The following is a 13,201-nucleotide window of genomic DNA, read 5'->3' as shown; positions in this document are numbered from 1 at the left end:
TGATGATTGGCCAGTAGTAGTCCTTCCGTGATTGCTCCGGCGGTGGCGGACTGATCACCAACTACCGGTAAACTGATGGCCAGAGCTTGGCTTTTTTGTTGTTTGGCCAGACGAGCGATGGCGGCGGCCGCTAGACGCAGGGTTTGCAGGTCGAAATCGGCAGTTTTTCCCAATCCCACCAGGATTAATTTGCGAATCGGACCCCCACCACCTAGACGAGTCGCCGCACTACTGCCTAATTTTCCCTCGAATTCCGTCTCGGAGATGAGATCCTCTAGGATTCCCCCCAGTTTATCGTTCAATTCTGCCAATTCTCCTGCAATCTCTATGGCTCCTTCTGGTAAACCTAGGGCTAAAGTATCTCCTGTCCAAGTAAGGAGCGAGGTGTCAGTCGATCGAATATCCATTCTTTATCTCGATAATTCTTTGCAAAATGCTTCTATTAATCACTATACTGTAAGCTCTATCAGTGGCTGTCTTATTCTTTGTGCGATAATTTTAACTTATATAGTAGTGATCGATCTCTGTGTCCTTTGTGTCTGGAGTGGTTCGTTCCACTCACTCGCCCATAAGACTGTATCTTAACGTCAGTTCGGGATAAGGGAATTTTGCCATAGCTTCCACGAAAGAATAGGAGTTTCAGGCTACGGTAGCATCAGGGTTTTAGCTTATCCCGAACTGAGGTTACCTACTTAGGGTTTGCGGCAAAAAGTTTTTCGTGGGGGCAGGGTGTGGGGTGTAGGGTGTAGGGTGTAGGGTTTTAGCGATTTTCAGGTGGTCAACTACCTAATTTTCAGGGAAAAAGTGCCTAAACTTCCCCCCGATCACCCCAGTGTCTGGCACTTTTTGATGGGAAAAAAGTCTAAAATTCTTATCCAACAAGGTTTTTAGATTTATTCAGCAAGCCCTACTTAACTGATAACTGGTAACTGATAACTGATAACTGATAACTGAATCAATGCGTTATCGACGATTTGGCCGTACTAATTGGCAATTTTCGCTGTTTTCCCTGGGGACAATGCGCTGTTTGTCCTCAGAGTCGGTATTTGCCGCAACACTCGATCGCGCCTTAGAATTGGGGATTAATCACCTAGAAACGGCCAGAGGTTACGGTAATAGCGAAGTTTTTCTCGGTCGCTACCTGCAGCGTCAAGGAGTGCGGGAGCGGGTTTATCTGACCACGAAATTGGTTCCCACTCCCGATCGCCAAACTATGGAAAAAGCGATCGGCGAATCCCTAGAACGATTACAATTAAATTACCTCGATTGTCTAGCAATTCACGGTATTAACACCCGCGAGCATTTAAACTGGATTAAAGACCCGCAAGGCTGCATGAAAGCCGTTTTTATGGCCCAAGAAGCTGGAAAAATCGGTCATATTGGCTTTTCTACCCATGCACCCCTAGAAATTATTCTCGAGACGATCAATACAGATTTCTTCGCTTTTGTCAATATCCATTACTATTTTTTTTGGCAAAGACAGCAACCAGCGATCGCTTTAGCCCAAGCAAAGGACATGGGTGTGTTTATTATCTCCCCTGCTGATAAGGGAGGTAATCTCCACAGACCTCCCAAGAAGCTAGAGGAATTATGCGCCCCTTTTTCACCCCTAGAGCTAAATTATCGCTTTTTATTGAGCGATCCGCGCATTACTACCCTCAGCGTCGGGGCAGCGATACCAGAGGAATTAGAGGCAATTATTAACGTATGCGAAGAAGATCAGCCCCTAGATGCGGCAGAAATTGCCGTTTTTAAGCGTTTAGAGACACATTTAACCGATAAATTGGCTACAGATTTATGTAGCCAATGTTATCAATGTTTACCCTGTCCTGAAAATATTAATATCCCCGAAGTGTTGAGACTGCGGAATCTGGCAGTAGCTTACGAAATGACCGATTTTGGCCAGTATCGCTATCGAATGCTGGAAAATGCCGGTCATTGGTTCCCCGGACGCAAGGCCAATAATTGTACTGAATGTGGTGATTGTTTACCTCGCTGCCCGGAAAAATTGCCGATTCCCAGTCTGTTATTTGATACACACGAACTACTCAACGGACCAGCGCAACGGAGATTGTGGTCATCTTAGGACGAAACTGGGAAAAATTTTTTTTGGGGATCGTCAAAGTGTAAAAACTATCTTAAGATTAACAGGTAAGAGAATTAACTTTCTTGAATTTAAAGAGACAAAAAACAAGAAATAGATTAAGGAGTAAAGGATATGGCACTCGTCCCCATGCGGTTATTGTTGGATCACGCGGCTGAGAACGGATATGGCATCCCCGCTTTTAACGTAAATAATATGGAGCAGATCCAAGCGATCATGCAAGCGGCGGCAGCCACCGACAGCCCCGTTATCCTACAAGCTTCTCGCGGTGCGCGCAAATATGCAGGGGAAAACTTCCTGCGTCACTTGATCACCGCCGCGGTGGAAACCTATCCTCATATCCCCATCGTGATGCACCAAGATCACGGTAATGAACCCGCCACCTGCTATTCGGCGATCCGTAACGGTTTCACCAGCGTCATGATGGATGGTTCCTTAGAAGCGGATGCTAAAACTCCCGCCACCTACGAGTATAACGTTAACGTTACTGCTGAAGTAGTAAAAGTTGCCCACTCGATCGGTGCTAGTGTGGAAGGGGAACTCGGTTGTTTAGGTTCCTTAGAAACCGGTAAAGGAGAAGCAGAAGACGGTCACGGTTTTGAGGGAGAATTAGATCACTCGATGCTGTTAACCGATCCCGATGAAGCGGTGGATTTCGTCGAAAGAACCCAAGTAGATGCTTTAGCAGTAGCCATTGGTACTAGCCACGGCGCTTACAAATTTACCCGCAAACCCACCGGCGAAATTCTCGCTATTAGCCGTATTGAAGAAATTCATAACCGCTTACCCAATACTCACTTGGTCATGCACGGTTCTTCCTCGGTTCCTGAAGATCTCCTCGAATTAATTAACCAATTCGGTGGCGCTATCCCTGAAACCTACGGTGTTCCCGTGGAAGAAATCCAAAAAGGCATCAAGAGTGGTGTGCGTAAAATCAATATCGACACCGACTGCCGTTTAGCAATTACTGCCGCAGTTCGTGAAGCACTATTCAGCAACCCGAAAGAGTTTGATCCCCGTTTCTTCCTGAAACCCTCGATCACCTATATGCAGAAAGTTTGTGCCGATCGCTATCAACAATTTGGTACCGCCGGTAACGCCAGCAAAATCAAACAAATGTCCCTCGATGACTACGCAGCCAAATATGCTAAAGGGCAATTAACCCAAGTCAGCAAAAAAGTTGTGGCTGTCTAGTGGCTGAACAATTAAGCGATCGCTCAATAACACCGATTTAGTAGGATTTTTTGGGGTAGTTAACCATAACTACCCTCTTTTTTATGGCAATGCCTTCAAGGGAAAGAGTTACCAGATAAGAATCGATTTCAGAGAAAAGACTATACTGAAAATAATCAGCAGATCAGCACTGGATTTATAAGAGAAGCAAGATGAGAAAAAAATCGTTGTGGGCGGGATTATTGGTGGGATTTTGGTTTTGTCTAACTTGGATGGCATGGACACCCACAGCAGCCGCCTTTAGCGAAGAACAAAAATTACTACTGCAATCTTGGCGATTAGTCAACCAATCCTATTATGATGACACCTTTAATCATCAAAACTGGTGGCAGGTGCGGGAACAATTCATCAAAAAACCCCTTAACGATCGGACGGCGGCCTATAATGCCATCGAACAGATGTTAGCCACTCTCGATGAACCCTTTACCCGTCTCCTGCGACCGGATCAATACCATAACCTACAAATTAGCACCACGGGGGAATTATCGGGGGTAGGACTGCAAATTAATATCAATCCCGACAATGGTTACTTAGAAGTGGTTGCCCCCCTTGCCGGTTCTCCTGCCGAGGCCGCTGGTTTGACTAGCCACGATCGCATTTTGTTTATTGATGGCATCGATACCACTACTTTAACTCTCGATGCGGCGGCGGCCAAAATGCGCGGAACCCCCGGAACAGAAGTTTCCTTAGTCATTCTTCCCGATCAAAAAAGTCAACCAAAAACCCTATCTTTAACCCGTCAACGCATTTCTTTAAGTCCAGTGGTGGCGGTTTTGGATAAAAATTCTAGTTCCTTGCCCATCGGTTATGTGCGCTTAAATCAATTTAGTGCTAACGCTGCTAAAGAAGTCTCGGAAGCGGTGACGAACCTACAAAAACAAGGAGCAAAGGGTTATATTTTGGATCTAAGAAATAACCCCGGTGGTTTACTGCAAGCTGGCATAGAAATCGCTCGGATGTGGATTAATCAGGGAACGATTGTTTATACGGTTAATCGCGAGGGAATTGCCGATAGTTTTGCCGCTGCTGGCAATGCTTTAACCGACTCGCCTTTAGTGGTTTTAGTCAATCAGGGAACCGCCAGCGCCAGCGAGATTTTAGCTGGAGCATTACAGGACAATCAACGAGGGGGTTTAGTGGGAGAAAAGACTTTCGGTAAGGGATTAATTCAGTCTTTATTCGAGTTACCCGATGGGGCAGGATTAGCGATTACCGTAGCGAAATATGAAACTCCCGCTCACCATGATATTCATAAGTTAGGAATTATGCCGGATCAAGTGGTGGCACAGGAACCGATCACCTATCAGGAAATCGGCACCGAAAAAGATAGTCAATACCAAACGGCAATTCAGTTTTTAAACCAGAACACCGTTTTAGCCAAAGCTTCCTAAGTGGGTTTACTGAAAAAGTTTGTTGGTGGGGCAGGATTCAGGAGATTATTTTTACTTATTATCCCCACTACCCCGCTCCCTGCTCCCCACTTCATAATTCATAATTCATAATTTATAATTCCCACGGCATAAATCGAACAAATTAGCCATTTTTTCCATCAATATCTAAATTAAGATGAAAACCTGTTTGATTTGGAGAGAATGCTAACATCGATTAGAATTTTCCCAGTCCGGGTTTTTCAGCCTTGCAACCTTAACTCATCCTTGATTTTACTGCCATGCAGAGATATATTCGATCGCCCCTAGCCCTAACCCTGAGCATCAGCCTGTTAGCTAATTTTTTAACCGCTTGTAATAATGCCCAAACCCCCGATAACACTGCCTCTAGTCCCACCACCACTACCCCCGGTGATCAAGGCTTAAAATTAGGGGCTTTACTGCCCATTACTGGAGATTTAGCCGCTATTGGTCAAAATATGCCCGAAGCGTCTGCCCTAGCGGTAGAGACTATCAATGCCTGTGGTGGAGTCAATGGCAAACCCGTCACCCTCGTGAAAGAAGATGACCAAACCGATCCCGCCGCCGGTGCTTCAGCGATGACGAAACTAGCGGAGGTGGATAAAGTAGCCGGTGTGATCGGTTCCTTTGCCAGTAGCGTCTCAGGAGCAGCCGTCGATGTGGCGGTGAGAAAGAAAGTTATGTTAGTCTCTCCGGGTAGCACCAGTCCTGTATTTACTGACAGGGCGAAAAAAGGCGATTTTAAAGGTTTTTGGGCGCGGACGGCTCCCCCGGATACCTACCAAGCTCAAGCTTTAGCAGTCCTAGCTAAGAAAAAGGGTTTTCAAAATGTGGCCACCGTCGTGATCAATAACGATTATGGAGTGGGATTTGAACGGGAATTCGTGAGCGCTTTCGATAAATTAGGCGGCACTATCACTAATAAGCAAAATCCCGTCCGTTATGACCCGAAAGCTGCCACTCTCGATAGTGAAGCGGCGGCTGCCTTCGCTAACCAACCGGATGCTGTAGCGGCAGTCCTTTACGCTGAAACGGGCAGTTTATTGCTACAAGCGGCCTATAAACAGGGATTGACCAAAGGAGTTACTGTCCTCCTCACCGATGGGGTTTATTCGGAAGATTTCACCAAACAGGTGGGGAAAGGAACTGATGGTAAGTCAATTATTGCTGGGGCCCTAGGCACTGTCCCCGGGGCCGACGGTCAAGCTTTAAGCGCTTTTACTACTCTCTGGAAAGAAAAAACTGGCAAGGATGTCACCGCTTTTGTTCCCCATACTTGGGACGCGGCGATTTTATTGATGTTAGCAGCCGAGGCGGCTAAATCTAACACCGGGGAAGGGATTCAAAGCAAGATTCGTGAGGTGGCTAATGGACCTGGGACGGAAGTAACCGATGCTTGTCAAGCCATGGAAATGATTCGCAAAGGCGAAGATATTAACTATCAGGGGGCCAGTGGTAATGTGGATATCGACGAAAATGGCGATGTGGTCGGTAGTTACGATGTCTGGACTGTTAAGGATGACGGGACTCTCAAGGTTATTGATAAGGTGACACCTAATCAGTAATCAGTAATCAGTGATCAGTAATCAGGAGATTGTTTTTATTTATTCTCTCTGCTCTCCTTCTCCCCTCTCTCCCCCAACACCCACGAAGTCCGTTGACAGCAGCATACTTTGTGCTTTTTGTCAAAAAAACTTTTTTTTTGCAATAAAACTACACAAAAAAAAGATCATCGTTGTGGGTGAAATTGACTCATTTACCTGTCTTAATGAGGATTACCTTCTAGGTGTGGCAAGGGTTTCAACCATTGCGGCCCGAAAAAGCACAGAAAAACCCATTATGAAATTCAGTAAAATCGCTGTAACCATCATAACATCGTTGTTAAATAAAAATCTTTCTCAATTAATTTTTAAGAATTTGTAAATATTGCGGAATGTTAATTTAAATATTCTCAAGTTTGTGGAGTTAATCAATAATTTTTGCTTATCTTTGTCGAACATTGGGTTAGGAGTCGGTCGTCAGGAGATAAGGTGTTAGGGTTTTGGGGTGATAGGGTGATAGGGTGATAGGGTGATGAGACAGCTTCCCCACTTCATAATTCATAATTCATAATTCCCACCCCCCTTACTGATGACTGAAAACCGAGACAGTTTTCTGAGGACTTTTTTTACTTGTGGGAACTGGATCGGGGTCATTTTCTTCCCTAGCGACGCGGATTAAGAGGGCTGCTAAAAAGAGACTGGCTAAACTGGAACTGCCGCCATAACTAAAGAAAGGGAAAGGTAAGCCAGTAGTGGGTAAAGAACCAGTGGCCACACCGATATTTAACAGAGATTGACCGATTAAAATAACCATCGCCCCGATCGCCACTAATTTTTTGATGCGATGACGACATTTAACCGCCACGATTAGAGCGAGAGTAGCGTAGAGAAATAGCATAATTAACAGTAAAATACCGCCAATAAAACCAAATTCCTCGCCAAAGACAGCGAAAATAAAATCCGTATCTGGGAAGGGTAGATAAAATAATTTTTGTTGGGATAAACCGTAACCGCTGCCAGTGGTTCCGCCAGAACCGATCGCCAGTAAACTCTGCACTAATTGATAACCATCACCCCGGGGATCCTGCCAGGGGTCTAAGAAAGATAAAATCCGTTTTCTCTGGTATTCGCGGAAAGTAACACTGACCACGGCCATAGTTAAACCCAGTAAAGCACTACTGGTCATGTAGGATAAAGGCAGACCGGAGGCAAGAGCGATCAGCCAGAGAGTTATACCACACAGAGCAGTGGTACTCAAGTTAGGTTGTAAGAGGATGCCCGCTAGAATTAGGCCAAAAATAGCAATCCAAGTTAACCGTTGATTGACATTTAAACGCGGCCATCCACCGAAAACCGCCGCTCCTTGCAGGACGAGAAACGGTTTCATAAATTCCGACGGTTGCAAGAGAATCGGCCCGATTTTAATCCAACGGGTGGCACCATTGATATTAGCTCCCAAACCGGGGATGAGAGTGATCAAAATTAATCCTAAAACTAATAAAATCATCCAGGGTGCAATTTTGAGGAGTTTCTCGATCGGCAATCGCACCAGGAAATTAAAGCCAATTAAGCCAATCCAAAGCCAGATTAATTGGCGGATAAAATAGTATAGTCCGTTATCAAAACGACTGTCAGCCAGAGCGTAGGAAGCGGAAAAAAGCACCACTAACCCGACTGACAGCCACAAAAAAGTCATCCAGCGCAATAATCGCGCTTCGGCTGACCAGTTTTTCACATCGGGGTCAAAAATAGGAATAATGTATTGCCACACGGAGATTTTCGAGAAGAAGTATCTTGCAGAGATTAACCGAAAAGACTAGGCTCGATCGCGGTTTGTTCCACTATCCGACGGCGACATGACCGATTAAACCCGCGTTTTCACCGTGCCATTCTAGGGTATCACCGATCGCCTGACCGTCGTGATAGGCAGCCAAGAGAATTTCCGCCGTTTTTCCCCAAACAATATTCCCCTGACGATCAAGGGAAATCATGCCCAGATCCCGACCATTAGTTTGGGATTCGTGCATGGACTTCTCCACGGCAGCGGCGAGGGAAAAACCATCGGTGACGCGAATGACTACCTTAGCGGCTAAACACTCATCGATAATATCTTCCCCGACCCCCGTACAACTTACTCCGGCCCATGGATTGGCATAATTGCCGGCCGGCATGGCACTGTCACTAACGCGACCAATTCTTTCTAATCCCTTACCTCCGGTAGAAGTTCCGGCGGCGATGTCTCCTTGTTGATCAAGGGCCACCACCCCGATAGTTCCCCGTCGTGCTGACGAATCGGCGAATAAACGGGCCATTTTGCGATTAAAATTCGTCTTTCTTTCCTCCATCCATTCTTGAATCCGATAATCGGTGAGGGGATCATAGAGGGGAATTTGTAATTCTCGGGCCAGATCTGCAGCTCCAATTTCCGAGAGAATGCGATCCTCTTGACTTTGGAGAAAGTGGGCTAGGCTAATGGGATTCTGTACCCGCGAGACGTTAATGACACCGCTTAAACGCTGATGACGACCATCCATCAAGGCTGCACTCATTCGCACCTGACCGTCCGATTGCACCACCGAACCAGTCCCAGCATTAAATCGCGGTTCATCCTCCAGTAACATACATCCTTTTGTCACCGCCTCCACAGCACTAGCACCATTGTCAAGGAGGTTGTAAATATTCTTAACAATCCCCCGGAGAGAATCGCGCACTGATTCTAAACCACCTTTGTCCTCTAGGGAACTCGCTCCCCCATGAATAATTAACTTCGGATTTACTCTGGTCATCGAAAAATTGAGTCCGACACCCCGTCTCTTGAGGACGGCTTTACCATTAAATAGTAGCGCATTTACACCATCTATCTTGACTTCCCCTTTAACAAAAGGGCATAAACTGTACTGTCAGCTGCCCGCGCATTTAAATTGCTTAACAGCTTATCATACTAAATCCAGTTATTAAAAACTGATTATTTATTCTCCGTTTTGCCTGAGTGCCTCTCTTGATATGTAGTCCATACTCAACGGATGACCGTATTACTTCCGATTTTATCTCTCAATCCAAGCCTTTGGGGGGTTCTACCCCCCAAACCCCCCGTTGGGGGCGTGGCGCCGCCCCCAAACCCCCCGCGCATTAGTTTTTCGGTGAGATGCTTACACGCAGCTGCTAATACATCTGTCATAATTTAACAGTCACTCCCCTTGCAGGAGTGCCTCTACTGATATGTAGCCTATACTCAGCGGATTTAGTATCAAATATTTTTTCGACATTTTTATTTGAATTAGAGAAGACAAGAAGGGACAACCCAAAAGAAAACCCAACCACCGCCATGGGAGGATTGGGTTTTCTGGTTATCAATGGATTTTAAGGGGCCAAAGCGTTACCGCGCAGGAGAGAACCGATGGTTTTAGCGGTAATCTTCATCTGTACGAGAGGATTAGCGGGAACAACGGTTTTATAGAGATAACTATCAAAAGTCATCTTCTGTACATCCTTATCGGAACACATTTCCACAAACGCTTCCCGGGTGGCATCGGTACGGTAGAAAACCCGTTGCAGGATATCTAATACCAGATAGGTCATACCGTATTTCTTGTCCCAACGCTTGAGGTAGAGTTTTAACTCGTCCTCTGTGGGAATACGTTGGCCGCCGTTGGTGACTTCGACAATGGTTTCGGCACACATCCGCGCTGATTTAGCGGCGAAATAGATGCCTTCTCCCGAAGACTTAGTAACTGTTCCCGCAGCATCGCCTACGAGGGCCACGCGACCGACTACACGACGAGGACGGGGATGTTCGGGGATGGGGTGGGCCTCCACGCGGATGATTTCGCCTCCTTCTAGACGACGGGCCGCGCGAGCGCGAATACCAGCTTGTAGGTCTTTAATCATGGCTTTATTGACCTTCATTGTGCCAGTACCGACGGCGACGTGATCGTATTTGGGGAATACCCAAGCGTAGAAGTCGGGGGATACGTCTTTTCCTACATACATTTCGGCCAGATCTTCGTAGTAGGCCATTTTATCTTGGGGGAGACGGATGCGTTCTTGGAAAGCGATCGCATAGTTGTAATCCCCGGCATCAATAGCTTTGGCAATGCGGGAATTAGCACCGTCGGCGCCGATAACCACATCCACCTTCAGAGATTTCATTTCCCCTTGGGAATTGCCGTGGGAGTGATCGGCGTAGTGTAGGGTATAGGGATCGGTGCTATTGGTGGGAATGTCGAGACCGTAAACGGTTCCGTTGATTAAATGCGCTCCTAATTTATGGGCGCGTTCTCTCATAAAACCGTCGAGGACTTCCCGACGACACATTCCGATATATTCGTCTTGATTATCGAGATTAATATCGACTTCGACGTTAGAGGGGGAGATCATTTTCATTTTTCTCACCCGGCGATCGATAATTTCAGGAGGTAGGTCAAATTCGCTCACCATACAGAGAGGAATCGCTCCACCACAGGGTTTAGCATTATCTAATTTGCGTTCAAATAAATAGGTTTCAATGCCTGCTTTAGCTAATGTTTCTGCCGCCGAAGAACCGGCCGGCCCTGAACCCACAACAGCGACTCTTAACACTCAGGTTTTCTCCTACATACTTACGAGCGAGTACGCTTTGCAGTGTACCACAGGGGTTTAGCTGAAAGGAACGATATCCTCCGATTCTGCCCGATCTTGCAACAGTGCTTAACATCCTCTGTTACAAAAGTTTATTTTACTGCCTGTAGATTTTTTTTAGTCGATGTGTTGTATTGTGTTACACCCGTAGAGAAAAAAAGTGCTAAACCCCTCTCCCAAATTGGAAAAGGGGATAGCTGCAAGGATTGTTAAGCTCTTGCTTTCAACCAATCGCTAATAGCGGGGGGTAAATCCCGTTGCACTTTGCCACTGACATACATTCCGATATGTCCGACGGGGAAAGCACAAGCGGTATAATCAGAAGTACCGATATAATTCCCTAAAGCGAGGGAAGAAGCGGGAGGTACAAGGTGATCTTTATCCGCATAAAGATTGAGAATTGGCATGGTCAGATTGTGTAAATCTACCCGTTTATCTCCTAACATCACTTCCCCTTTAATCAGTTTATTTTGCTGATAGAAATCCTTGAGAAACTGTCGATAGGATTCTCCCGCTTGGTCAGGACTATCAAAAATCCATTTTTCCATACGCAGAAAATTAACTAATTTTGATTCGTCTTCCATGATGTCAGGAAAATCAAGGTATTTCTGATAACCTAACTGTAAAGGTTTCAATTCCAGAAACTCTAAGTTGAGAAAATCTCCCGGGATATTGCCCATGGTATCTACCATTAAATCGATGTCTAATGCTTCGGCTCCCAAGGAACACCCCCCGCGCATATTTAAGAGGGTCTCGGTTTGATAAAAGTCCACCGGTGTCACCATTGTCACCAGATTTTTTATCTTATCGGGATAGAGGGAACTATAGCATAAACTAAAGGTTCCCCCCTGACAGATTCCTAACAGATTAATTTTGTCGAGATGATGACTTTGACGAATAAAATCGACGCAATTATCGACATAACCATTGATATAATCATCAAGGGTTAACCAGCGATCGCTTCTGGTGGGATATCCCCAATCAATTAAGTAGATATCTAAGCCTAATTTCAGCAGATTTGCTACTAAAGAACGCCCTTCCTGTAAATCTACCATGTAGGGACGATTGACCAAAGCATAAACCATCAACAAGGGAATCTCGAAGGGTTTTTCGACCACGGGTTTAAAGTGGTAGAGAATGATTTTATCTTCCCGATAAACTGCTTCTTTTTCCGAGACTCCACACTGAATATCTTCTTCTTTAACTCGTTTGAGATTGTCTAAACCTTTGAGATTTTTTTGAGTTAATTCTAGATAATCTTGGGTAAAATCTTCCAGTTTCACTTGCGTCAAAAATGGCCACATAATTTAATTCTCCTAGAAAAGTGGGGATTTTTCAGTGAGCAGTGAACAGTAAACAGTAATCAGTGAAAAGAAAGTTCCGAAGTTTTCACCTAACACTATATACTTAAAACTGCAATCCGATAACTGATAACTGATAACTGATAACTGATTGTCAAGCACAATTAACTAATTGTTACTTTCTATTTCTTTTTTTTCTCCTAAAGCTTTTTTGAGACTTTTTACCTCTTTGCGTAATTCATAGATAGTCCGATGAATTTCATCGACTTCGCTGCGGGTAGGCAGATTCATTGATCGCAGGTAAATTTCCATTAAATCCTGCTGTTTGAGGCGATAATCATTGAGGGAATTAATAAATTTTCCCCTTACTTTTAGGTTTTCTGGTTGACAAAAAGCCTTTTCAAAAATATCATCAGCGACGACACTCCACACATCTTGAAATTCTCGCCAATCCTTGACAGGTTGACCTTTTTCTGCTAAGAAAACTAATTTTTTAGTTAAAGCTTCAAAGGATTTAACTTGAATATCAGCCAGCACAATTTGATAGTTAATACTAGCTTGATAAAGAACGCGCCAAGTTTCAAAACTATCGAGTAATTTGCGGTTAAATTCTCGCGGCAATCCCAATAAAGGCATCTGTAACCATTGGCCAAAAGTCTCATCATAAAACTTCTGCCAATAGATATTATTGAGTTCGATCAAGGAAGAAGTATTACCTAACCAAGCTTTGGTTATTGTGTCATTTGACAGGACGAAAGGATCGAACCATAAATGATTGAGACTTTGTAATTGTTGCAGGTAAATTGTCCATAGTTGACTGACATCTTGACTACTTTGGGAAGTGGTAGTAGTAAAACTATTCAGTTGACCGCGCATCTGTTGGGTATAATTATCTAAAATTGTTTGCCAGTCTTCTCCTGTTTGCATTTTCGGGAAGATACTTTCCCAAGCTTCCACCGATAATTTTAGGAATTTGATCAATAAATCCCGATTATC

Annotated in this window: 10 protein-coding genes; 4 read left to right on the top strand and 6 right to left on the bottom strand. The window is 44.9% G+C overall.

Going from position 1 to position 13,201, the window contains the following annotated elements; genetic code table 11:
• A partial coding sequence (locus tag PX484_RS04305) for a M17 family peptidase N-terminal domain-containing protein (protein ID WP_288102970.1) occupies positions 1–407 on the bottom strand: 407 nt, incomplete at its 3' end.
• Between the two features lie 551 nt (positions 408–958).
• On the opposite strand from PX484_RS04305, the gene PX484_RS04300 reads away from it, so the two are divergent.
• From PX484_RS04300 to PX484_RS04285, 4 genes are all read left to right on the top strand, one after another.
• Positions 959–2,086, top strand: a complete 1,128-nt coding sequence (locus PX484_RS04300) for an aldo/keto reductase (protein ID WP_287666487.1) — start codon at positions 959–961, stop codon at positions 2,084–2,086.
• 132 nt (positions 2,087–2,218) lie between these two features.
• Positions 2,219–3,298: a class II fructose-bisphosphate aldolase gene (gene fba, locus PX484_RS04295; protein ID WP_002744497.1), complete on the top strand. Its 1,080-nt coding sequence runs from the start codon at positions 2,219–2,221 to the stop codon at positions 3,296–3,298.
• Between the two features lie 191 nt (positions 3,299–3,489).
• Positions 3,490–4,728, top strand: coding sequence for a carboxyl-terminal processing protease CtpA (gene ctpA / locus PX484_RS04290; RefSeq protein WP_288102968.1), 1,239 nt, complete (start codon positions 3,490–3,492; stop codon positions 4,726–4,728).
• Between the two features lie 278 nt (positions 4,729–5,006).
• Entirely contained in the window at positions 5,007–6,311 is a 1,305-nt protein-coding gene (locus PX484_RS04285; protein WP_287765110.1) for an ABC transporter substrate-binding protein, read from the top strand.
• A gap of 559 nt (positions 6,312–6,870) precedes the next feature.
• Here the strand turns inward: PX484_RS04285 and PX484_RS04280 are convergent.
• The 5 genes from PX484_RS04280 to phaE all read right to left on the bottom strand — a co-directional run.
• Positions 6,871–8,058, bottom strand: coding sequence for an FtsW/RodA/SpoVE family cell cycle protein (locus tag PX484_RS04280; protein WP_287765112.1), 1,188 nt, complete (start codon positions 8,056–8,058; stop codon positions 6,871–6,873).
• A gap of 70 nt (positions 8,059–8,128) precedes the next feature.
• The gene (locus tag PX484_RS04275) at positions 8,129–9,073 is read right to left on the bottom strand and encodes an isoaspartyl peptidase/L-asparaginase (protein WP_149974207.1); all 945 of its coding nucleotides are present in this window, start codon (positions 9,071–9,073) and stop codon (positions 8,129–8,131) included.
• A gap of 574 nt (positions 9,074–9,647) precedes the next feature.
• Entirely contained in the window at positions 9,648–10,865 is a 1,218-nt protein-coding gene (gene chlP, locus PX484_RS04270) for a geranylgeranyl reductase (RefSeq protein WP_002735532.1), read from the bottom strand.
• Positions 10,866–11,113: 248 nt separating this feature from the next.
• On the bottom strand, positions 11,114–12,208 hold the full coding sequence (locus PX484_RS04265; protein ID WP_012267458.1) for a class III poly(R)-hydroxyalkanoic acid synthase subunit PhaC: 1,095 nt from the start codon (positions 12,206–12,208) through the stop codon (positions 11,114–11,116).
• Positions 12,209–12,373: 165 nt separating this feature from the next.
• Positions 12,374–13,201 (bottom strand): class III poly(R)-hydroxyalkanoic acid synthase subunit PhaE (phaE, locus tag PX484_RS04260; RefSeq protein WP_288102965.1); only part of this gene is annotated, 828 nt, incomplete at its 5' end.

Source organism: Microcystis sp. M49636_WE2 (assembly GCF_030065375.1).
In the GTDB taxonomy this organism is placed as follows: domain Bacteria; phylum Cyanobacteriota; class Cyanobacteriia; order Cyanobacteriales; family Microcystaceae; genus Microcystis; species Microcystis aeruginosa_C.
Note: the sequence above shows the minus strand (reverse complement) of the source record. Positions and strands in the feature narration are given on the sequence as shown.